This window comes from Pseudomonas sp. Yb2C2 (assembly GCF_052112325.1).
Lineage (GTDB): Bacteria > Pseudomonadota > Gammaproteobacteria > Pseudomonadales > Pseudomonadaceae > Aquipseudomonas > Aquipseudomonas marginalis.
In genome coordinates, this window is sequence record NZ_JAVAJK010000004.1 from 157,830 (window position 1) to 178,765 (window position 20,936).

At 59.5% G+C, this 20,936-nt stretch carries 21 protein-coding genes; 5 read left to right on the forward strand and 16 right to left on the reverse strand.

What is annotated here, in order from left to right; genetic code table 11:
- Positions 1–188: 188 nt before the first annotated feature.
- The 4 genes from garD to kdgD form a co-directional block, all read right to left on the reverse strand.
- A complete protein-coding gene (garD, locus tag Q8X51_RS07020; protein WP_065924307.1) occupies positions 189–1,742 on the reverse strand; it encodes a galactarate dehydratase in 1,554 nt (517 codons plus the stop codon).
- Between the two features lie 11 nt (positions 1,743–1,753).
- Entirely contained in the window at positions 1,754–3,118 is a 1,365-nt protein-coding gene (locus Q8X51_RS07025) for an MFS transporter (RefSeq protein WP_027604835.1), read from the reverse strand.
- A 99-nt stretch (positions 3,119–3,217) separates the two neighbouring features.
- On the reverse strand, positions 3,218–4,663 hold the full coding sequence (locus Q8X51_RS07030; protein WP_027604836.1) for an aldehyde dehydrogenase family protein: 1,446 nt from the start codon (positions 4,661–4,663) through the stop codon (positions 3,218–3,220).
- A 54-nt stretch (positions 4,664–4,717) separates the two neighbouring features.
- Entirely contained in the window at positions 4,718–5,629 is a 912-nt protein-coding gene (gene kdgD, locus Q8X51_RS07035; RefSeq protein WP_027604837.1) for a 5-dehydro-4-deoxyglucarate dehydratase, read from the reverse strand.
- Positions 5,630–5,871: 242 nt separating this feature from the next.
- Between kdgD and Q8X51_RS07040 the strand changes: the two genes are divergently transcribed.
- Positions 5,872–7,029: a phospholipase gene (locus tag Q8X51_RS07040; RefSeq protein WP_407693126.1), complete on the forward strand. Its 1,158-nt coding sequence runs from the start codon at positions 5,872–5,874 to the stop codon at positions 7,027–7,029.
- A gap of 111 nt (positions 7,030–7,140) precedes the next feature.
- The gene (locus tag Q8X51_RS07045; protein ID WP_330214524.1) at positions 7,141–7,503 is read left to right on the forward strand and encodes a hypothetical protein; all 363 of its coding nucleotides are present in this window, start codon (positions 7,141–7,143) and stop codon (positions 7,501–7,503) included.
- Positions 7,504–7,510: 7 nt separating this feature from the next.
- Here the strand turns inward: Q8X51_RS07045 and Q8X51_RS07050 are convergent, their stop codons facing one another.
- From Q8X51_RS07050 to rplM, 8 genes are all read right to left on the reverse strand, one after another.
- Positions 7,511–8,260: a FadR/GntR family transcriptional regulator gene (locus Q8X51_RS07050; protein WP_053131606.1), complete on the reverse strand. Its 750-nt coding sequence runs from the start codon at positions 8,258–8,260 to the stop codon at positions 7,511–7,513.
- Positions 8,261–8,417: 157 nt separating this feature from the next.
- Positions 8,418–8,837 carry a ClpXP protease specificity-enhancing factor gene (locus tag Q8X51_RS07055; protein ID WP_065924310.1) on the reverse strand — a complete coding sequence of 140 codons (420 nt, stop codon included), beginning with the start codon at positions 8,835–8,837 and terminating at the stop codon, positions 8,418–8,420.
- Positions 8,838–8,854: 17 nt separating this feature from the next.
- The gene (locus Q8X51_RS07060) at positions 8,855–9,472 is read right to left on the reverse strand and encodes a glutathione S-transferase N-terminal domain-containing protein (RefSeq protein ID WP_027604841.1); all 618 of its coding nucleotides are present in this window, start codon (positions 9,470–9,472) and stop codon (positions 8,855–8,857) included.
- A gap of 148 nt (positions 9,473–9,620) precedes the next feature.
- Complete coding sequence (locus tag Q8X51_RS07065; protein WP_027604842.1) at positions 9,621–10,400, reverse strand: cytochrome c1; 780 nt, start codon at positions 10,398–10,400, stop codon at positions 9,621–9,623.
- Positions 10,400–11,611: a cytochrome b gene (locus Q8X51_RS07070; RefSeq protein ID WP_003171746.1), complete on the reverse strand. Its 1,212-nt coding sequence runs from the start codon at positions 11,609–11,611 to the stop codon at positions 10,400–10,402. The genes Q8X51_RS07065 and Q8X51_RS07070 overlap by 1 nt, the downstream gene beginning before the upstream one ends.
- Positions 11,611–12,204 (reverse strand): ubiquinol-cytochrome c reductase iron-sulfur subunit, encoded by a 594-nt coding sequence (gene petA / locus Q8X51_RS07075; protein ID WP_027604843.1) that lies wholly within the window; start codon positions 12,202–12,204, stop codon positions 11,611–11,613. The genes Q8X51_RS07070 and petA overlap by 1 nt, the downstream gene beginning before the upstream one ends.
- Before the next feature lie 266 nt (positions 12,205–12,470).
- Positions 12,471–12,863 carry a 30S ribosomal protein S9 gene (gene rpsI, locus Q8X51_RS07080; protein WP_003171743.1) on the reverse strand — a complete coding sequence of 131 codons (393 nt, stop codon included), beginning with the start codon at positions 12,861–12,863 and terminating at the stop codon, positions 12,471–12,473.
- Positions 12,864–12,877: 14 nt separating this feature from the next.
- Positions 12,878–13,306: a 50S ribosomal protein L13 gene (rplM, locus tag Q8X51_RS07085; RefSeq protein ID WP_003171742.1), complete on the reverse strand. Its 429-nt coding sequence runs from the start codon at positions 13,304–13,306 to the stop codon at positions 12,878–12,880.
- 248 nt (positions 13,307–13,554) lie between these two features.
- Between rplM and Q8X51_RS07090 the strand changes: the two genes are divergently transcribed.
- On the forward strand, positions 13,555–14,595 hold the full coding sequence (locus Q8X51_RS07090; RefSeq protein ID WP_065924311.1) for an NADP(H)-dependent aldo-keto reductase: 1,041 nt from the start codon (positions 13,555–13,557) through the stop codon (positions 14,593–14,595).
- 60 nt (positions 14,596–14,655) lie between these two features.
- On the opposite strand, the gene Q8X51_RS07095 is transcribed toward Q8X51_RS07090, so the two are convergent.
- Positions 14,656–15,792, reverse strand: a complete 1,137-nt coding sequence (locus Q8X51_RS07095) for an acyl-CoA dehydrogenase family protein (protein WP_065924312.1) — start codon at positions 15,790–15,792, stop codon at positions 14,656–14,658.
- 220 nt (positions 15,793–16,012) lie between these two features.
- Here Q8X51_RS07095 and Q8X51_RS07100 point away from each other — a divergent pair, with 220 nt between their 5' ends.
- Positions 16,013–16,933, forward strand: coding sequence for a GlxA family transcriptional regulator (locus Q8X51_RS07100; protein WP_169899207.1), 921 nt, complete (start codon positions 16,013–16,015; stop codon positions 16,931–16,933).
- 130 nt (positions 16,934–17,063) lie between these two features.
- On the opposite strand, the gene zapE is transcribed toward Q8X51_RS07100, so the two are convergent.
- The 3 genes from zapE to Q8X51_RS07115 all read right to left on the reverse strand — a co-directional run bounded on the left by zapE (position 17,064) and on the right by Q8X51_RS07115 (position 20,247).
- On the reverse strand, positions 17,064–18,158 hold the full coding sequence (gene zapE, locus Q8X51_RS07105) for a cell division protein ZapE (RefSeq protein WP_053131627.1): 1,095 nt from the start codon (positions 18,156–18,158) through the stop codon (positions 17,064–17,066).
- Positions 18,159–18,237: 79 nt separating this feature from the next.
- Positions 18,238–19,593, reverse strand: coding sequence for a tryptophan--tRNA ligase (locus tag Q8X51_RS07110; protein WP_065924313.1), 1,356 nt, complete (start codon positions 19,591–19,593; stop codon positions 18,238–18,240).
- A 24-nt stretch (positions 19,594–19,617) separates the two neighbouring features.
- Complete coding sequence (locus Q8X51_RS07115) at positions 19,618–20,247, reverse strand: alpha/beta hydrolase (RefSeq protein WP_065924314.1); 630 nt, start codon at positions 20,245–20,247, stop codon at positions 19,618–19,620.
- 147 nt (positions 20,248–20,394) lie between these two features.
- Here Q8X51_RS07115 and Q8X51_RS07120 point away from each other — a divergent pair, with 147 nt between their 5' ends.
- On the forward strand, positions 20,395–20,832 hold the full coding sequence (locus Q8X51_RS07120; RefSeq protein ID WP_003171734.1) for a YhcB family protein: 438 nt from the start codon (positions 20,395–20,397) through the stop codon (positions 20,830–20,832).
- The last annotated feature ends 104 nt before the right edge of the window (positions 20,833–20,936 follow it).

Here is a 20,936-nt window from a genome sequence, read left to right on the forward strand (position 1 = left end):
TCAGGTGGCTAATGATAAGCCACTACAACCCGGTTAGTCTGGTCCAGATCCCTGTAGTGAGCGGGCTTGCCCCGCGCTGGGTGGCGAAGCCGCCCCATCTCAGGCACTGAGTTCCTTCAGTTAGAGTTGAAAGTCCTGAGTTTAGGGCGGCTTCGCCACCCAGCGCGGGGCAAGCCCGCTCACCACAATCAGGTAATCGGCGCCGGGTTGAACAAGGTGATGTCGTTATGCAGCTTGTGATGTTCCGCCCAGGTCTGCTTCTTACCGCTGGCCACGTCCAGGTAGAAGTGGAACAACTCCCAGCCCAACTCCTCGATGGTCGCGCGCCCGGTGGCAATGCGCCCGGCGTCGATATCGATGAGGTCCGGCCAGCGCTGCGCCAGCTCCGTACGCGTCGAGACCTTCACCACCGGGGCCATCGCCAGCCCGTAAGGGGTACCACGCCCGGTGGTGAACACATGCAGGTTCATCCCCGCCGCCAGTTGCAGGGTGCCGCAGACAAAATCACTGGCCGGTGTCGCGCAGAAGATCAGGCCCTTGCTCTTGAAGCGCTCGCCCGGGCCCAGCACGCCGTTGATCGCGCTGCTGCCGGACTTGACGATGGAGCCCAGGGACTTCTCGACAATGTTCGACAGCCCGCCCTTCTTGTTGCCTGGCGTGGTGTTGGCACTGCGATCCGCTTCACCCTTGGCCAGGTAACGGTCGTACCAGTCCATTTCCCTGACCAACTCTTCGGCAACTTCCTTCGTCTCTGCGCGCGAAGTCAGCAGGTAAATGGCATCCCGCACTTCGGTGACTTCGGAAAACATCACCGTTGCCCCGGCCCGCAGCAACAAATCCGAGGCATAGCCCAGCGCCGGGTTGGCGGTGATGCCGGAAAACGCATCACTGCCGCCGCACTGCATGCCCAGGATCAACTCGGACGCCGGCACGGTTTCCCGGCGACGCTGGTCGAGCTTCTTCAGGCGCACTTCGGCCAAGTCCATGATCTGCTCGATCATCTCGGTAAAGCCATGGCTGGAATCCTGCAACCGATACAGCCACGGCTCGCTGAGGTCGACGGAGCTGTCGTTGTCGTGCATCACCTGCCCGGCCTGCAATTTCTCGCAGCCCAGGCTGATCACCAGGGCTTCGCCGCCCAGGTTCGGGTTGCGCGCCAGGTTACGCACGGTACGGATCGGGATGTAGGCATCCGTCGCGGTGATCGCTACCCCGCAGCCGTAGCTGTGGGTCAGCGCCACCACGTCATCGACGTGAGGGTACTTGGGCAGCAATTCGTCCTTGATGCGCTTGACCGCATGGTCCAGCACGCCCGTCACACACTGCACCGTGGTGGTGATGCCGAGGATATTGCGCGTGCCCACGGTACCGTCGGCGTTGCGATAGCCCTCGAAGGTAAACCCCTCCAACGGTGCCTGGGCTTCAGGCACCTCGGTGGACAGCGGCAAGCTGTCCAGCGGTGGCGCGGTGGGCATGCGCAGTTGATCTTCCTGGACCCAACTGCCGCGCGGAATCGGCGCCAGGGCGTAACCGATGGTCTGTCCGTAGCGAATAATCTGACCGCCTTCGGGGATGTCTTCCAGGGTCACTTTGTGGCTCTGGGGGATGAAATCCACGGTCACCAGGCCGTCCGGGAACTCGGTCCCGGCCGGTACGCCCTGGTCGTTGACCACGATCACTACGTTGTCGCGCTCGTGCAGGCGGATGGAGCGCGGCGAGTCGGCATGTTCAATCAACTGCATCACGGGGCCTCTCAGGAATGCGCTTCGGTTAGGTTGGTCAACTCAGGCCCCTTGCTTGGCGGCTCTTTGAGTACTACACGCTTGATCGGGCCGACGATGACCAGATAGCTGAACACCGCCACCAGCGCGTTGGCGCCGACAAACACCAGGGCCCACTTGAACGAGCCGGTGGTGCTGATGATGTAGCCGATGACAATCGGCGTGGTGATCGACGCGAGGTTACCGAAGGTGTTGAACAAGCCGCCACTGAGACCGGCGATTTGTTTCGGCGAGGTGTCGGACACGACCGCCCAACCCAGTGCGCCGACGCCCTTGCCGAAGAAGGCCAAGGCCATGAAGCCCACCACCATCCATTCAACGTCTACATAGTTGCACGCGATGATGCTGCTGGAGACCAGCAGACCGGCAATGATCGGCGCCTTGCGGGCGAACGTCAGCGAATGGCCTTTGCGCAGCAGGTAGTCGGAAATCACCCCGCCCAGCACGCCACCGATAAACCCGCAGATCGCCGGCAACGAGGCGATGAAACCGGCCTTGAGGATGGTCATGCCGCGATCCTGCACCAGGTACACCGGGAACCAGGTCAGGAAGAAGTAGGTGATGCCGTTGATGCAGTACTGGCCCAGGTAAACGCCCAGCATCATGCGGTTGGTCAGCAGTTGGCGGATGTAATCCCACTTCGGCCCGTCGGTTTTCTTACCCTTGCCCTTGTCCTGGTCCATATCGACCATCGCGCCATTGGCGGCGATGTGATTGAGCTCGGCTTCGTTGATCATCGGGTGCTGGCGCGGGCTGTGGATAACTTTCAGCCAGATCAGCGAGAACACGATGCCGATCACGCCCATCACGATAAACACGTGCTGCCAGCCGAAGCGGTAGACGATCCAGCCCATCAGCGGCGCGAACAACACCGTGGCGAAGTACTGCGCCGAGTTGAAGATCGCCGAGGCCGTACCGCGCTCGGCGGTCGGGAACCAGGCGGCAACAATGCGCGCGTTGCCCGGGAAGGACGGCGCCTCGGCCAGGCCCACCATGAAGCGCAGCATGAACAGCGCAACCACTGCGGTGGAGACACCGAACTCACCGACATAGCCTTGCAGCACGGTGAACAGTGACCAGGTGAAGATGCTCAGGGCATAGACTTTTTTCGAGCCGAATCGGTCCAGCAGCCAGCCGCCGGGGATTTGCCCGGCCACGTAGGCCCAACCGAATGCGGAGAAGATATAACCGAGGGTGACCGCGTCGATGCCGAGGTCTTTTTGCAGGCTGGAGCCCGCGATTGCAATGGTGGCCCGGTCGGCATAGTTGATCGTGGTCACCAGGAACAGCATGAGCAGGATCAAATAGCGGACATGGGTCGGCTTGGTCGCTTGCATGTAGAAGTACTCCCACTAATTATTTTTTTTGCGGGTAATGGTTTTCTGTTTTTTGTCGTGGGGACCGGCAGGCCTCCGGCCCCCACTGGGTGTTGCGTATTACGAACCGATGTAGCTGGTTTTCACCACGGTGTAGAACTCCTGGGCATAGCGACCTTGCTCCCGCGAGCCATAGGACGAGCCTTTACGGCCACCGAATGGAACGTGGTAATCCACACCTGCGGTCGGCAGGTTGACCATCACCATCCCCGCCTGGGAGTGGCGCTTGAAGTGGTTGGCGTACTTCAACGACGTGGTGGCAATGCCCGCCGACAAACCGAACTCGGTGTCGTTGGCCATGGCCAGTGCCGCCTCGTAGTCCGCCACGCGCACGACGTTGGCGACTGGGCCGAAGATCTCTTCACGGCTGATACGCATGGCGGCTTCGCTGTCGGCAAACAGCGTTGGCGCCAGGTAGTAGCCTTCGGTGTCGCAGGTGACCAGGCCGCCACCGCTCACCAGCCGCGCGCCTTCGCTTTGGCCGATGTCGATGTACTTCATGTCCTGGTCCAGTTGAGCCTGGGAAACCACCGGGCCGATGTCGGTGCCGCTTTTGAGCGCGTGGCCGACCTTGATCGACTTCATGCGCTCGGCCATGGCCGCGACGAACTGGTCGTGGATACCGGCGGTGACGATCAGGCGGCTGGACGCCGTGCAACGCTGGCCGGTGGAGTAGAACGCGCTCTGTACCGACAACTCGACGGCCTGCTTGAGATCGGCGTCGTCGAGAATGATCTGCGGGTTCTTGCCGCCCATTTCCAACTGCACTTTGGCTTGGCGCGATACGCAGCTGACAGCGATCTGGCGACCCACACCGACGGAGCCGGTGAAGCTGATGCCGTCGACTTTCGGGCTGTTGACCAGCACATCGCCCACCACACGGCCGCTGCCCATTACCAGGTTGAACACACCGGCAGGGAAACCGGCCCGGGAGATGATCTCCGCCAGGGCCCAGGCGCAGCCCGGTACCAGTTCAGCCGGCTTGATCACCACGCAGTTGCCGTAGGCCAGGGCCGGGGCGATTTTCCAGGCGGGAATGGCGATCGGGAAGTTCCACGGGGTGATCAGGCCGACCACGCCGAGGGCTTCACGGGTGACTTCCACGTTGACGCCCGGGCGTACCGACGGCACGTAGTCGCCGGACAACCGCAGGCATTCACCGGCGAAGAACTTGAAGATGTTACCGGCGCGGGTCACTTCGCCGATGGCTTCCGGCAGGGTCTTGCCTTCTTCACGGGCCAACAGGGTGCCGAGTTCTTCGCGACGGGCGAGGATTTCGCTGCCGACTTTATCCAGGGCATCGTGGCGAGCCTGGATCCCGGAAGTGGACCAGGCCGGGAATGCGGCACGGGCGGCGTCGATGGCGGCGTTGACCTGGGTGACGTCGGCCTTGGCGTATTCACCAATGACATCGGACAACTCCGACGGGTTGAGGTTGACGCAGTAGTCGGCGCCGGCAACCCATTCACCGTTGATGTAGTTCTCAAAACGCTTTACTTGGGACACGAATCTTCTCCTGACGCAAAAGGCCGCTGATTGCTCAGCGGCCTTGTGGATAATTTATTGCGGACCTTGCTTGTCGATCAGCGCGGCCAGGGCTTCGTATTCTTCCGGCAGCAGATCGGTCAGCGGCGTGCGCACAGGGCCTGCGTCATAGCCGACGATTTTTGCACCCGCCTTGACGATGCTCACGGCATAACCGGCCTTGCGGTTACGGATGTCCAGGTACGGCAGGAAGAAGTCGTCGATGATCTTGGCGACGGTGGCGTGATCGTCCTTGGCAATGGCGTGGTAGAAATCCATCGCGGTTTTCGGGATGAAGTTGAACACCGCCGAGGAGTACACCGGTACGCCCAAGGCCTTGTAGGCAGCGGCGTAGACCTCTGCGGTCGGCAGGCCGCCGAGGTAGCTGAAACGATCGCCCAGACGGCGGCGGATCGACACCATCAACTCGATGTCACCCAGGCCATCCTTGTAGCCGATCAGGTTCGGGCAGCGCTCGGCCAGGCGTTCCAGCAGCGGAGCGGTCAGGCGGCACACGTTGCGGTTGTAGACCACCACACCGATCTTGACCGATTTGCACACCGCTTCAACGTGGGCGGCAACGCCATCCTGGCTGGCTTCGGTGAGGTAGTGCGGCAGCAGCAGCAGGCCTTTGGCGCCCAGGCGCTCGGCTTCTTGCGCGTACTCGATGGCCTGGCGGGTCGAACCACCGACACCGGCGAGGATCGGCACGCTGGTAGCGCAGGTATCAACGGCGGTCTTGATCACTTGGGAATATTCGCTGGCGGCGAGGGAGAAAAACTCACCGGTGCCGCCCGCTGCGAACAAAGCAGTGGCGCCGTAGGGGGCCAGCCATTCCAGGCGCTTGATGTAGCCCGCCTGGTGGAAGTCACCCTGGGCGTTGAAATCGGTCACCGGGAAAGACAGCAGACCGTGGGAGAGGATGGACTTCAGTTCTTGTGGATTCATTATTCGAACACCCTGGGCGAAGACTTTCTATTGAAAGGTTGTTGGTTTTGTTGATGTCGTACGTCATCGTACAACTATAAATAATTTCGTCAACTGCAATTCATCGGCGTTGTGCACTTGAGGGAGTTGAAAGGCTTGGGCAGCGGTGTTCTTGACGTAGGAAATTATTCCTCTATGCTCGGCATGACTGTATATACATACAGCAATCAAGGAAGATTCCTACGACATAGCAAGGAGCTAACATGTCAGGTCCTGAACTCGCAGCACCCGCAAAAAAACCACCTACCCTGCGCTTCGAAGGCGGCGAACACACCGCCATCGGCGACGATACGCTGTTGCGCTTCAGCAAGGACGCCCCGGCAATCCCCGCGCGGCAAGTCGAACTGCACCTGCCCAACGGGTTGGCACTCACCTACGGCCAAGTGATCGCCCTGGGCGGTGACTTTTATGGTATCCCCGGCCAGCCCATCAACGATGGCACCTCACCTGCCGATCGTATGCAACGTTTCAGCGCCGCGTTCAACTCACTGGCCGTGCTGCCGGCCTCGCGGGACGAAGCGCCGAAGATCCTGGCGGTGATGCAAAAAGAGATCAACGCGGTCAACCAGGCGATCAAGGACGGCAAGCAAGCCCATGAAGCCTATGATGCCCTGGGTGATACATTGTCCGAGGAATGGAACCGCATCACCGGTGGCGGCAGCGCGGTGTCGGCATTGATCCCACTTGGACGCTACCTGAAGCTGGCGGCGGACAACGCCGACCACTTCGGCGAATGGGCGATGGCGGCCTACCTGGCGGGGCATACAGCCGCCTTGCAACAGGCTGTAGTGGCCCACCAGACCGGTACCGATCAGGCATTGGAACTGGCCTACGCCATGAACGGCTTTGCCGATCACTTCTTGACCGATCTATTTTCTGCCGGCCACCTGCGCGTGCCGCGCAAACAGCTGGCGGCGGTCGTCACTCCGGGCGAACTGGGCTCGCTGATCAGCCGCTTCATGCACGATGAAGACAGCAAGTTCGGGCTCAAGGTGCGCAATGCCATGGGTGACGAGTGGCATGCCTATGGCGACAAACGCTATTTCGACAGTATCGACGCAGCCAATCGGGCACCGGTCAAACGCGCCGTTCAGGCATCCGCTGATGAGATCTTCGAAACCTTCATCAGTGGCGTTGCGCCCTCCCCGGCCAACTTCAAGGCACCGCTGTATGTGCCGGATCTGAATGCCGCGCAGAACCCGGCGAATAACTTTTCGCCGCTGTTCAAGATGGAGGGCGACAAGGTGCTGCGACGCAAGGACGTGAATGACCTCAACGATAAGCACTGGACCAATGATTGGTGGGGGTGGAGTACGTATTTGCTGCTTAAGGATTACAAGCCGAATACGCCGTTGCCTTAACGACCATTCGTCGTAACTGTGAGTTCTGACAGTTACGCTGAACTTCAATGAAGAGGATAACGCCGCGTAGAAGTCAGGCTCTCTGACTTCTACGCCGAGGAGCACGCGATCATGCCATATGAAGCCCCAAGCCTTGTCGGCTCCACTTCGTCGAACGCAGCCGAAGTGAGCCTGAAGACAAGCACACAATTCGAATTTTCCGTTCCCGAGCCGAATGATATTCCGGCTAACGCCACACTAGGCCTGCTTGTCGGATCAGAGTCTGAATCGGACAACCTTAGAAAGAGGTTCACACCAGCGGGAAGGTATGATGCAGACAACGACGAGGTTGTGAAACTGGCTGACCTCAGGCTCTATCTGTCCTCCGACGACCTGAAGAACTACGTCAACTTGACCACGCAAGTTCGATACCTGGTACGTGCCGAATGGGGAAGCGAAGAGTCAAAGCCATTAACGATAACAGTCCTGCCGTGAAACGAACTCAACCGCGCTGCGCCTCCGCCTCTTCATGGGCATGGCGCAGCCGCTCACGGCTATTGGTCAGGTGCAAGCGCATCGCCGCCCTCGCCGCATCCGAATCCTGGCGGGCAATCGCCTCATAAATTTCTTCGTGTTCGCGGCTCAGGCGCCCCATGTAGTGCTGGTGGTCATCATGGGCCAGGCGTGCCGAGTTCAGGCGCGTACGCGGGATGATGCTGGTGCCCAGGTGGGTCATGATGTCGGTGAAGTAGCGGTTGCCGGTGGACAACGCAATTTCCAGGTGGAATGCGAAGTCCGAGGCCACTGCATCACCGGCGTGCGCCGCGCTTTCATTCAGGGCATCGAGGGCCGCGCGCATGGCGGCCAGCTGTTCATCGCTACGGCGCAGTGCGGCCAGCCCGGCGGATTCCACTTCCAGGCTGATACGCAGTTCGAGAATCGCCAGCACGTCACGCAAAGTGACTACCGTGGCCGGGTCGATTCGAAAGCCGCTCGGGCTCGGCGTGTCGAGCACAAAGGTGCCGATACCATGACGGGTTTCCACCTGCCCCGCCGCCTGCAAGCGGGAGATGGCTTCGCGGACCACGGTGCGGCTGACGCCATGGGCGTCCATGATCGCCGATTCGGTGGGCAACTTGTCGCCACGCTTGAGTTGGCCGTCGCGGATCTGCTCGGACAACACCGTGACCAATTCCTGGGCAAGGCTGCGGCGCTTGCGGGGAAGACGAGGGGCGGTGCTGGCGTTTTCCATTTGGAGTCATCTATCTCGGTTGGGTAAAGAGGCATCATAGCCCATGGTGGTTGTACGATCACCGTTCAGTCGCGACTTTCACTCATATCCTGCGTGCAAAAAAATGCCTCGATACGGATCGAGGCATTTTTCCAGCGCACCCGAAGGCGAACGCCGCTTACTTCACCACTTTCAGACTCGGCCGACCGCTTGGACGCGGTGGCTCGCTATCCGGTGGCGGCACATCATCGCCGTCTTCCTCTTCAATCACTTCGTCGTCCTCGAAAGGCGACTCCAGATCGAACACCATGCCTTGGCCGTTCTCCCGGGCATAGATGCCGAGGATAGCGCCAATCGGCACGTACAGCGTGTGCGGCACACCGCCGAAACGCCCTTCGAAGCTGACCGCTTCATTGTCCATGTGCAGGTGGCGCACGGCACTGGGTGATACGTTCAACACAATCTGCCCGTCACTGGCAAACCCCTGCGGTACCTGAACCGCAGGAAACTCGGAATTGACCAGCATGTGCGGGGTGCAATCGTTATCCACAATCCACTCATAGAGCGCGCGGACCAGGTAAGGTCGACTGGAGTTCATCAACGGCTCCTTAAGCCTTAGCGCATATCGCGTTCGACACCAGACAGACTTGCCTGGAAAGCCTCACGCGCAAACTGGCGCTCCATGTAATCAAGCAACGGCTTGGCCGGCCGTGGCAGTTCAATGCCCAGAATCGGCAAGCGCCAGAGTATGGGTAATAGGCAGCAATCCACCAAGCTTTGTTCCTCGCTGAGGAAAAAAGGTTTATCGGCGAACAACGGCGAAACACCGGTCAGGCTCTCGCGCAATTCCTTGCGCGCCTGCACCCGAGCGGCTTCTTTGCTGCGGGTATCCAGGATCAAATCCACCAGCCCGCACCAATCTCGCTGGATCCGATGGATCAGCAGGCGGCTGTTGGCACGGGCCACCGGATACACCGGCAGCAAAGGCGGATGCGGGTAACGCTCATCCAGATATTCCATCACCACGGTTGACTCCCACAACGCCAGGTCACGATCGACCAGGGTGGGCAAGCTGCCGTAAGGGTTCACTTCGATCAGTTTCGGCGGATGACGACCCACCTCCACACTGATGATCTCGGCGCTGACACCCTTCTCTGCGAGTACGATGCGTACTCGGTGGGAATAGTGGTCGGCGGGGTCGGAGTAACAGGCCAACCGATTGGTCACGCCCATGGCGGTCCTCCTCGCTTGTTGAAATTATGGAAAGCTCAAAAACGAGCGCGCCCAGAAAGCATCTCTGCAGCCTCTGGAAAGTCCAGGTCGCTACGGGTTAGAGATGCCGCTGGGCGCGCAAGATTAACAGCAATTGCTTACGGTTGGATCAATGCACATCCTTCCAGTATTCGCGTTTAAGCAGATAAGCGAATACGAAGAAGAAAGCCAGGTACAGCAAGACATACGTCCCGATGCGCTGGTGTTGCAGTTTGACGGGGTTGGCCGAATAGGCCAGGAAGGTCACCAGATTCTTGACCTTCTCGTCAAACTGCTCGTCAGTCAACGAACCAGGGGTTTCTATCTTCAGTTGATCGCACGCTTCATGAGTCAAAGGCGTCCCGGTCAACGGATCATATTGCTTCTTGCCGTCTTCGACGACCTGAACCTGCTTGCATCCTACCACTTGCTTGCCTTGCAGGCCGACCAGAACGTTAGGCATGCCGACGTTCGGGAACACACGGTTGTTCACGCCATAAGGGCGCGCCGGGTCCTCGTAGAAGGATTTCAGGTAGCCGTAGAGCCAGTCGGTGCCGCGTACACGTGCCACCAGCGTCAAGTCAGGCGGTGCTGCGCCGAACCAGGTCTTGGCGTCGGCAGGCTTCATGCCGATATTCATGTGGTCGCCGATCTTGGCACCGGTGAACACCAGCTTCTCCAGCATCATTTCATGGGGGATACCGAGGTCATCGGCCACCCGCTCGTAACGCTGGAACTTGGCGCTGTGGCAGCCCATGCAGTAGTTGGCGAACGTACGCGCGCCGTCTTGCATAGCCGCCTTGTCAGACACGTCGATATCGACTTTTTCCAGTTCCGGGCCGCCGTGTTCGGCAGCGAAGGACAGTAGCGGCAGCGCCGCAAGCATCAATGCAACGAATAATTTTTTCATCAGCCAGTCACCCTTTCCGGAACCGGTTTGGTCTTCTCGAGCCGGGTGTAGAACGGCATCAGAATGAAGTAGGCGAAGTACAGGAAGGTGCAGACCTGCGACAGCAGCGTACGCTCAGGGGTCGGCGCCAATACGCCCAACACGCCCAGAATCACGAATGCTATGCAGAACACCCACAGCCAGATTTTGCTCAGCCAGCCTTTGTAGCGCATGGACTTGACCGGGCTTCGGTCGAGCCACGGCAACACGAACAGCACCGCAATGGCCGCGCCCATGGCGATGACGCCCATGAGTTTGTCGGGGATCGCCCGCAAGATCGCGTAGAACGGCGTGAAGTACCAGACCGGGGCAATGTGCTCAGGTGTCTTGAAGGCGTTCGCCTGTTCGAAGTTCGGCTTCTCGAGGAAATAACCACCCATCTCCGGGAAAAAGAACACGATCGAGCAGAACACGAAGAGGAACACGACCACGCCGACAATGTCTTTCACGGTGTAGTACGGGTGGAACGGGATGCCATCCAGCGGGATGCCGTTCTCGTCCTTGTGCTTCTTGATGTCAACGCCGTCCGGGTTGTTGGAACCCACTTCGTGCAGCGCCAGGATGTGCAGCACCACCAGGCCCAGGATCACAATCGGCAGCGCCACGACGTGCAGGGCGAAGAAGCGGTTCAGGGTGATACCGGAGATCAGGTAGTCACCACGGATCCACTGGGTCAGGTCGTTGCCGATGACCGGAATGGCACCGAACAGCGAGATGATCACCTGCGCGCCCCAGTACGACATCTGGCCCCATGGCAGCAGGTAGCCCATGAAGGCTTCCGCCATCAGCGCCAGGTAGATCAGCATGCCGAACACCCACACCAGCTCGCGGGGCTTCTGGTACGAACCGTAGAGCAAGCCACGGAACATGTGCAGGTAGACCACGATAAAGAACGCTGAAGCGCCGGTGGAGTGCAGCAGGCGCAGGATCGAGCCGTACTCGACGTCACGCATGATGTATTCGACGGAAGCAAACGCCTCCTCCGCCGACGGGGTGTAGCTCATCGTCAGCCAGACACCGGTGACGATCTGGTTGACCAGCACCAGCAGTGCCAGGGAGCCAAAGAAGTAGAAGAAGTTGAAGTTCTTCGGGGCGTAATACTTGCTGAGATGGTCTTCCCACATTTTAGTAGCGGGGAAGCGTGCATCGACCCAATCCATGAACTTGCTCATCACGCGTTCTCCTTATCGAGGCCAATGACAATGAGGTCGTCAGTTTCGTAGGTATGCGGAGGCACGGGCAGGTTCAAGGGAGCGGGCTGGGACTTGTAGACGCGACCCGCCAGATCGTAGTGGGAGCCGTGGCAGGGGCAGAAATAACCACCGACCCAGTCTTTACCCAGATCGACTGGGGCAACTTCCGGGCGGAAGGTGGGTGAGCATCCCAAGTGGGTACACAGGCCGACCAGCAGCAGAATCTCTGGCTTGATCGAACGTGCTTCGTTTTTGGCGTAGGCGGGTTGGTCGGATTTCTCAGATTTGGGGTCAGACAGCTGGCCTTCGATCTTTTTCAGATTTCCCAGGATTTCCTCCGTACGACGAACAATGAATACCGGCTGGCCGCGCCACTCAGCAATCATCTGCTGGCCTGGTTCGATCTTGCTGATATTCACCTTCACCGGTGCACCTGCGGCTTTCGCCTTGGCACTGGGAAACCATGACCCCACGAACGGGACCGCAGCCCCCACCGCTCCTGCAGCACCCACCACGGATGTGGCTGCTACCAAGAAGCGACGCCGGCCTGCATTCACGCCGTCATTGCTCATTCAGTCCTCTCCCATCAGCTTTTTGGCCTGTTAAATCAGGCGTCTACTAAGTATTAAATCTGAACTTATAAAAATTTTGCCGAATGGTAATGAAAAGCCCCACGTCTGACAAGGGAATTGCCCGGGGCTCCGCCTCCAGGCCTTGTAGTATAGGGGGTCTACGGATGTGGCAAGTTGTCACGGTGAAAAATGTGCATAAATCGCAGGCAATAAAAAACGCCCAGCTCCGTAAGGAGGCTGGGCGTTTTTGTGGAACGTAAAGCGAATTAACGCTTCGAGTACTGCGGACGCTTACGCGCTTTACGCAGACCGACTTTCTTACGTTCAACTTCACGGGCATCACGAGTCACGAAGCCAGCTTTGCGCAGAGCGCCACGCAGGGTTTCGTCGTACTGCATCAGAGCGCGAGTGATACCGTGGCGGATTGCGCCAGCTTGACCACTTACACCGCCACCGATAACGGTGACGTAGATGTCGAACTTTTCAACAGTCTCGGTCAATTCCAGCGGCTGACGAACTACCATGCGGGCAGTTTCGCGACCGAAGAAGTTGTCCAGAGTGCGGTTGTTGATCGAGATGTTACCAGTGCCCGGACGCAGGAAAACGCGTGCGGTTGCGGTTTTGCGACGGCCAGTGCCGTAATTTTGAGTCGCCGACATAATGAACTATTCCGTTAAAACTTCAGTTCTTGGGGCTGCTGAGCAGCATGAGGGTGTACAGCGCCCGCATAGACTTTCAGCTTGCGAAACATATCGCGACCCAGTGGGCCCTTCGGCAGCATGCCTTTGACCGCGATTTCGATCGGGGCTTCAGGCTTCTTGGAGATCAGGCCTTCAAAGTTGGAAGACTTGATACCGCCTGGGAAACCGGAGTGACGGTAGTACATTTTGTCTTGCGCTTTGTTGCCGGTAACACGTACCTGCTCAGCGTTGATGATCACGATGTAGTCACCGGTGTCAACGTGAGGGGTGTACTCAGGCTTGTGCTTGCCACGCAGACGGCTGGCGACTTCAGTGGCCAGACGACCCAGGGTCTGACCAGCGGCGTCGACGACAAACCAGTCGCGCTGAACTGTTTCCGGTTTTGCAGTAAAAGTTGTCATTCTTTAATAGCCTCAGGGGCCGCCCTGTAAATTAGACGGCGGATCTTACTGAATAGTGCTTACTTTGACAAGTCAAAGGCAGCCGGATACAGACGCTATCGGGGGCTCGGGTCGGCGCGTCCGTTCAACGGCAAGATTCTTCGGCAGGCGGCGCATCACTTCCACTGCAGAAAGAGGTGGGCAATTATGCAGATTGCGAAAAAAAATTCAACCTGCTTTTATGATTGTTTTCCCTGAAGGAGTACCCGATGGATTATCGACAGCTGGGCCGTACGGATCTGAACGTGAGCGCGATAGCCCTGGGCACCATGACGTGGGGCGAGCAGAACAGCGAGGCAGAGGCCTTCGCGCAGATCGAACGGGCCAAGGCGGCGGGGATCAACTTCCTCGATACCGCGGAAATGTACCCGGTGCCGCCCAAGGCCGACACCTATGCCACCACCGAACGCTATATCGGCAATTACTTCAAAAGCCGCGGCGACCGCGGCGACTGGATCCTCGCCAGCAAGATCGCCGGCCCCGGCAACACTATCGACTACATCCGCGATGGCCACCTGCGCCACAACCGCAAGCACATCGTCGAGGCACTGGACGCCAGTCTCAAGCGCCTGCAAACCGACTGGATCGACCTCTACCAGTTGCACTGGCCGGAGCGCAGCACCAACTTCTTCGGCCAACTGAGCTACAAGCACAAGGACGAAGACGACCTCACCCCGCTGGAGGAAACCCTCGAAGCCCTGGACGAGCAGGTCAAGGCCGGTAAGATCCGCCATATCGGCCTGTCCAATGAAACCCCGTGGGGCACCATGAAGTTCCTGGCCCTGGCCGAAGCCCGTGGCTGGACCCGCGCGGTATCGATCCAGAACCCCTACAACCTGCTCAACCGCAGCTTTGAAGTGGGCTTGGCCGAAGTGGCCATCCGTGAGCAATGCGGCCTGCTGGCTTACTCGCCCCTGGCGTTCGGCATGCTCAGTGGCAAGTACGAAGGTGGCGCACGCCCGGCCAAGGCGCGCCTGACCGAGTACAGCCGCTTCAGCCGCTACTTCAACCCGCAGTCGGAGGCGGCGTGCAGCCGTTATGTGGCACTGGCGCGGGAGCATGGCCTGGATCCGGCGCAGATGGCATTGGCGTTTGTGACACAACAGCCGTTCGTGACCAGCAACATTATTGGCGCCACGAACCTGGAGCAACTGGACAGCAACATCGCCAGTGCTGATCTGAAGCTGTCGAAGGAAGTACTGGAAGGGATTGAGGCGATTCAGAAGGATCATCCGAATCCTGCGCCTTGATTGATCTGTAGAGCGCTATCGGGGGCCTGCCCCCGATGACGCATTCAAGACCAGCAAAAATCAAAGCGCCCGCGCAATGATCTCCTTCATGATCTCGTTGGTCCCCGCATAAATCCGCTGCACCCGCGCATCCGCCCACGCCCGCGCAATCGGGTATTCCCACATGAAGCCGTAGCCGCCGTGCAACTGCACGCACTCATCCAGCACCTTGCATTGCAGGTCCGTGGCCCAGTACTTGGCCATCGCGGCAGTGGGCACATCCAGCTTGCCTTCCAGGTGCAGCGCCATGCATTTGTCGACGAATACGCGGCCGATCTGAATCTCCGTGGCCATCTCCGCCAGCTTGAAACGGGTGTTCTGGAAGTCGGCAATCGCCTTGCCGAACGCCTTGCGCTCACGGGTGTATTCCAGGGTCCACTGCAACGCCGCCTCGGCAGACGACAGCGCGCCAATCGCGACAGTCAGACGCTCCTGGGGCAATTCCTGCATCAAGTAGGCGAAGCCCATGCCGGCCTGGCCCAGCAGGTTTTCCTTGGGCACCCGCACGTCCTGGAAGAACAGCTCCGAGGTGTCCTGGGCCTTCATGCCGACCTTCTCCAGGCGCTTGCCCTTGGCGAAGCCGGGCGTATCGGACTCCACCAGAAACAGGCTGGTGCCCTTGGCACCGGCCTTGGGATCGGTCTTGGCGACCACGATCACCAGCTCAGCCAGGTACCCGTTGGTGATAAAGGTCTTGGAGCCATTGATCACATACTCATCACCGTCCAGCACCGCGGTGGTCTTGACCCCTTGCAAGTCGGACCCGGCACCCGGCTCGGTCATGGCGATGGCCGTGACCATCTCACCGGAGATCAACTTGGGCAGGTACTTGTGCTTCAGCGCTTCACTGCCGTAATGCAGGATGTAGGGCGCGACAATGTCCGAATGCAGGGAAAAGCCGATGCCGGTCAGGCCCAGGCGACTGATCTCTTCGATCACTACTGCGCTGTAGAGAAAGTCCGCGCCCAGCCCGCCGTATTCCTCCGGCAGATGGGAACACAGCATCCCCGCCTCCCCCGCCTTGCTCCACAGGTTACGGTCGATGTAGCCCTGCTTCTCCCATTGCCCGTGAAACGGTGCAGCGTCTTTTTCAAGAAAGGTGCGCACGCTCTGGCGGAAGAGTTCGTGCTCCGGGCTGAACAAGGTTCTCGGAATCATGGGTCACCTGCGTGGATTGTCGGACAAGGACGAGCCCACAGAGCCTATGCCCCGATGGCGTCACAGGACACTGGACACATGCGACAAAAAATAAGACGATCCAGCCGTCTGGTGACCACTTTCCCCTATAAGAATAAATGAAATTATGTCTAACCAAATCTCCACGCCATTGCGGCGCGTCAGCATTTTGGCCATTGATCGGGTATTCGCTTCGACCCTGATGCAAGCCAAGGACTTCTTCCATCTCGCCAGCCTGCGTTATGGCAAACAGCAAGGCCTGGGCCTGACCCCAGCGTTCGAAACACGCCTGGTGAGCCCCGACGGAAAATCGGTGCGCAGCTTCAGTGACGTGATCATGCCGGTGGACGGCGGCCTGGAAGACGCCGACATTATCGTGCTACCAGCCTTCTGGGATGACTTCGATGCCCTGTGCGCGCGCTACCCGCAAGTGCTGCCGTGGCTGCGCGAACAGCATGCACGGGGCGCGGTACTCTGCGGCGAAGCCACCGGGGTGTTCTGGCTGGCCGAAGCCGGCCTGCTCGATGGCAAGGAGGCGACCACCTACTGGCGTTTCTTCAACGCGTTCGGCGAACGCTTCCCCAAGGTCCAGCTCAACCAGGACAAGCACCTCACCGACGCCGACAACCTGTATTGCGCCGGCGGCACCACCTCGGCGTGCGACCTGTATATCTACCTGATCGAACGCTTCTGCGGCGCCAACATCGCCCAGGCCGTGGCCCGCGACATCCTCTACGAAGTGCAGCGCAGCTACTCGCCGGGACGTATCGGTTTTGGCGGCCAGAAGCTGCACCAGGACGTGATCATCCTGCAGATCCAGCATTGGCTCGAAGAGCACTTCGCCGACAAATTCCGCTTCGAAGACGTCGCCCGGGAACACGGCATGAGCATCCGCAACTTCATGCGCCGCTTCCAGACCGCCACCGGCGACAAGCCGCTGCATTACCTGCAACGGCTGCGTATCGAGACGGCCAAGGGCCTGCTCTCGGGCAGCCGCAAGAGCATCAAGACCATCAGTTATGAGGTGGGTTACGACGATGCGAGTTTCTTTGCGCGGTTGTTCAGGCAGCACACGGAGCTGTCACCGAACCAATATCGGCAACAGTTTCAGCAAGCCGCATAAAATAGGGGTATACACAGGGTAAATGTGGGAGGGGGCTTGCTCCCGATTGCGATGGATCTGTCAACTTCTACAGTGACTGACACTCCGCGATTGGGAGCAAGCCCCCTCCCACATTTGATCTGCATTGATCTTAAGGTTTGTGACCGCGCGACAGGAACTCGTGGGACTGCATTTCCAGCAAGCGGCTCAGGGTGCGTTGGAACTCGAAATTCAAGCGGCCACCGGTATAAAGATCCTTGAGCTCGACTTCGGCCGAGATGATCAACTTGACGTTACGGTCGTAGAACTCGTCGACCATGTTGATAAACCGTCGTGCGATGTCGTCGGTGGTGACGCTCATCTGCTCCACGCCGCTGAGGATCACTGCGTGGAAGATCTTGCCCAGTTCGATGTAGTCGTTCTGACTGCGTGGGCCGTCGCACAGTTGGCGGAATTCGAACCAGGCCACGTCATCGCAGGTACGCAGGGCGATGATTTCGCGGTTCTCGATCATCAGCTTGTCGTTTTCCACCGCCTGGGTGCATTCCGGCGTGAGGGCGCGGAAGCTTTTGCGCAGGCTTTCGTGCGCCGCTTCGTTCAGCGGAAAATGGAACAACTCCGCCTGTTCGAGGTGACGCAGACGGTAGTCGACGCCGCTGTCGACGTTGACGATCTCGGTGTTCTGCTTGATCAGCGCAATGGCCGGCAGGAAGCGCGCGCGCTGCAGGCCGTCCTTGTACAGGCCGTCGGGCACGATGTTCGAGGTCGCGACCAGGGTCACGCCGTTCTTGAACAGCTCTTCCATCAGGGTGCCGAGGATCATGGCATCGGTGATATCGGAGACGAAGAACTCATCGAAGCAAATGACCCGCGCTTCATCGGAGAAACGCTTGGCGATGATGGTCAGCGGGTTTTTCTCGCCCGGCAAGGTCTTCATCTCTTCGTGCACGCGCTTCATGAAGCGGTGGAAGTGTGTCCGTACCTTTTCCTTGAACGGCAGCGCTTCAAAGAACGTATCGACCAGGTAGGTCTTGCCCCGGCCCACGCCGCCCCAGAAATACAGGCCCTTGACCGGCGTGTGGTCTTTCTTGCCGAACAGCTTGCTGAGCATCCCCGGCTTGCTTTGCGAGGCCGCAACCAGGTCGTCGTACAGGCGCTGCAAATGACGCACCGCCGTTTCCTGGGCCGCGTCATGGAAGAATTCAGGGCGTTTCAGATCAGCTTGGTATCGTTCTAGGGGCGTCATAATTTCGTTAGCAAGGCAACAAAAACGGGCCGTCACTGTAACGACGGCCCTGGATAATGGCAATCAACCCTTGGTCGGGTTAATCCTCGATTGGGGTCAACGCAATGCGCAGGGCTGCAATGGCGGCATCACGGGATGCGGCATCGGCGAACTCGGCGCTGTCGGCCACTGCGGCACCGTCCAGCCATACGCTGAAGCTCAGGGCCTCGCTGCGTACGTCCAGCGCAGCACCACTTTGCAGTTGCTTGGTGACTGCGCCGGCCGCTTTACCATCGGCAAAATTGCGCGACAGCAGCAATTGCTCGCCATCGGCGGCCAACAAGCGGAAGCGGAAGCTGCCGTCGTCTTCACGGAAGCTCACGAAACGCGCGGCCTTCGCGGCCTTCTTCTTGACCGCGACCGGCGCTGCTGCCTGTTCGACGAACGAACGCAGGCCCACCGCTTCACGCAACTCGGCCAGGAATGGCGCGGCGACGGCACGGGCTTTCCTGGCGCCGACCTGCAACAGGTCTTCCATGTCCGAAGGGCGCGACATCAACTGGTGGTAACGCTCGCGCGCTTCGCCGAGCTGACCATCAAGCAGCTGGAACAGACGGTTCTTCGCCTCGCCCCAGCCCAGGCCTTGCAGCAGTTCGGCGCGGAATTCTTCTTCCTGGGCCTTGCTCGCAAACGCCTGGTACAGGGTGAACAGGTGTGAGTTATCCGGGTCCTTGGCTTCGCCAGGGGCGCGCGAGTCGGTGACGATGCGCGAGATGGCGTCTTTCATGTCCTTGGCGCTGGTGAACAACGGGATGGTGTTGTCGTAGCTCTTGGACATCTTGCGGCCATCCAGGCCCGGCAAGGTGGCAACGCTTTCCTCGATCAACGCCTCGGGCATGGTGAAGAATTCTTTACCGTTGCCGAACAGGTGATTGAAGCGCTGGCCGATGTCGCGGGCCATTTCCACGTGCTGGATCTGGTCGCGGCCCACCGGCACTTTGTGCGCGTTGAACATCAGGATGTCCGCCGCCATCAGCACCGGGTAGCTGTACAGGCCCATGGTGATGCCCGCATCCGGGTCTTCGCCGGTCTCCACGTTCTTGTCCACCGAGGCCTTGTAGGCATGGGCGCGGTTGAGCAGCCCCTTGGCGGCGACGCAGGTCAGCAGCCAGGTCAGCTCGGGGATTTCCGGGATGTCGGACTGACGATAGAAGGTCACCCGGTTCACATCCAGGCCACCGGCCAGCCAGGTCGCGGCGATTTCCATACGCGAGCGCTGGATGCGCTGCGGGTCATCGCATTTGATCAGGGCGTGGTAGTCGGCCAGGAAGTAGAAGGAGTCGGCATTGGCATCCTGGCTGGCCAGGATCGCCGGGCGGATCGCACCAGCGTAGTTGCCCAGGTGCGGCGTGCCGGTGGTGGTGATGCCGGTGAGGATACGGGTACGAGTCGTCATGGGTAATCGCTTATCAGACTGCTATCAATTCGAGAGGCGCGGCAGCACCAGATCCTTGAGATCGGTGAGCTTGCCATGAAAAAAGTGCCCGCATTCTGCCACTTTCAGCAGCTCATGGGGGCGTTTCAAGGCGGCGGACCAGTCGTAGACGGTTTGCGGGTCGACCACTTCGTCGGTTTCCGGCTGGATCAGGGTCAACGGGCAGCTGTGGGGCAGCACATCGGTATCGCGCAGGCGCATCACCGCCGCGGCGACCATGAACAGGTGCGCGAGCTTTTCGCCTTTGGCTTCCAGGCGGCCGCCGAGGCTGGCCGCCACGTAGCCGCCAAAGGAAAAACCGAGCAGGGTGATCGGCAGGTCGGGGTGCTTTTCACGCAGCCAGGTGGCAGCCGCTTCGGCATCGTCCACTTCACCGGTGCTCATGTCGTGGGTGCCGGCACTCGCGCCGACGCCACGGTAATTGAAACGCAAAGTAATCAACCCGGCATCGCGAGCCGTGCGTTGCAGGGTCGAAACGACTTTATTGAGCATGGTCCCGCCCTGCACCGGATTAGGGTGGCAGATCAGCGCCAGGCCACGTGGCTCGGGGTGATCCAGGTACAGGGCTTCCAATTGGCCTACCGGGCCATCGATCAAAACGGGGGTTTCACGCATGAGCAAGGAATGAACTCCGTGACCTCTCAAAGGGTCGACTCGTCTAGCTAAAAGTCTGTGCATGGCATCATTGCGAGCTTAATCGCGGTATACAGCGCAGGTTTGAGCCGTTAACGTAAAGCAAAGCCGTTTATAGAGGAAGGACTCGTGGAACACTCGCTCTTAGTTTGGTTGTTGCCGACTCTCGCCTTGGTTGCCGGTGTCGCCATTGGATTCCTGGTTGCCCGCCTGCTGCCGAATGCCGCGCCTAACCGCACGCAGCGTCAGTTGGATGACATTCAGGAACGTTTTGACAGTTATCAGAACGAGGTTGTTACCCACTTCAACAGCACCGCGACCCTGGTCAAGAAACTCACCCAGAGCTACCAGGAAGTACAGGATCACCTCGCCGATGGCGCAAACCGCCTGGCCCTCGACGACATCACCCGCCAGCGCCTGCTGGCCGCGCTGCATTCCGATGCACCGCAAACTCCACGGGAACGCCTCACTCCCCCCCGGGAAAACCAGGAGCCGCCACGGGACTACGCGCCAAAAACGCCAAACGCCCCAGGCATGCTGGATGAGCATTACGGCTTGAAGAAGTAAGTTATTTTCAAGCAATAGAAAAGCCCGGTTGATCGCTGATCAACCGGGCTTTTTGTTGGCCTCGCTCTTGCGGGAGGGGGGCTTGCCCTCTCCCACATTGACCA

Excerpts from the sequence above, each read along its gene's own strand:
- garD (WP_065924307.1), bottom strand. The coding sequence starts at position 1,742 with ATGCAGTTGATTGAACATGCCGACTCGCCGCGCTCCATCCGCCTGCAC.
- Q8X51_RS07025 (WP_027604835.1), bottom strand. The coding sequence starts at position 3,118 with ATGCAAGCGACCAAGCCGACCCATGTCCGCTATTTGATCCTGCTCATG.
- kdgD (WP_027604837.1), bottom strand. The coding sequence starts at position 5,629 with ATGAATCCACAAGAACTGAAGTCCATCCTCTCCCACGGTCTGCTGTCT.
- Q8X51_RS07040 (WP_407693126.1), top strand. The coding sequence starts at position 5,872 with ATGTCAGGTCCTGAACTCGCAGCACCCGCAAAAAAACCACCTACCCTG.
- Q8X51_RS07045 (WP_330214524.1), top strand. The coding sequence starts at position 7,141 with ATGCCATATGAAGCCCCAAGCCTTGTCGGCTCCACTTCGTCGAACGCA.
- Q8X51_RS07050 (WP_053131606.1), bottom strand. The coding sequence starts at position 8,260 with ATGGAAAACGCCAGCACCGCCCCTCGTCTTCCCCGCAAGCGCCGCAGC.
- Q8X51_RS07055 (WP_065924310.1), bottom strand. The coding sequence starts at position 8,837 with ATGAACTCCAGTCGACCTTACCTGGTCCGCGCGCTCTATGAGTGGATT.
- Q8X51_RS07060 (WP_027604841.1), bottom strand. The coding sequence starts at position 9,472 with ATGGGCGTGACCAATCGGTTGGCCTGTTACTCCGACCCCGCCGACCAC.
- Q8X51_RS07065 (WP_027604842.1), bottom strand. The coding sequence starts at position 10,400 with ATGAAAAAATTATTCGTTGCATTGATGCTTGCGGCGCTGCCGCTACTG.
- Q8X51_RS07070 (WP_003171746.1), bottom strand. The coding sequence starts at position 11,611 with ATGAGCAAGTTCATGGATTGGGTCGATGCACGCTTCCCCGCTACTAAA.
- petA (WP_027604843.1), bottom strand. The coding sequence starts at position 12,204 with ATGAGCAATGACGGCGTGAATGCAGGCCGGCGTCGCTTCTTGGTAGCA.
- rpsI (WP_003171743.1), bottom strand. The coding sequence starts at position 12,863 with ATGTCGGCGACTCAAAATTACGGCACTGGCCGTCGCAAAACCGCAACC.
- rplM (WP_003171742.1), bottom strand. The coding sequence starts at position 13,306 with ATGACAACTTTTACTGCAAAACCGGAAACAGTTCAGCGCGACTGGTTT.
- Q8X51_RS07090 (WP_065924311.1), top strand. The coding sequence starts at position 13,555 with ATGGATTATCGACAGCTGGGCCGTACGGATCTGAACGTGAGCGCGATA.
- Q8X51_RS07095 (WP_065924312.1), bottom strand. The coding sequence starts at position 15,792 with ATGATTCCGAGAACCTTGTTCAGCCCGGAGCACGAACTCTTCCGCCAG.
- Q8X51_RS07100 (WP_169899207.1), top strand. The coding sequence starts at position 16,013 with ATGCAAGCCAAGGACTTCTTCCATCTCGCCAGCCTGCGTTATGGCAAA.
- zapE (WP_053131627.1), bottom strand. The coding sequence starts at position 18,158 with ATGACGCCCCTAGAACGATACCAAGCTGATCTGAAACGCCCTGAATTC.
- Q8X51_RS07110 (WP_065924313.1), bottom strand. The coding sequence starts at position 19,593 with ATGACGACTCGTACCCGTATCCTCACCGGCATCACCACCACCGGCACG.
- Q8X51_RS07115 (WP_065924314.1), bottom strand. The coding sequence starts at position 20,247 with ATGCGTGAAACCCCCGTTTTGATCGATGGCCCGGTAGGCCAATTGGAA.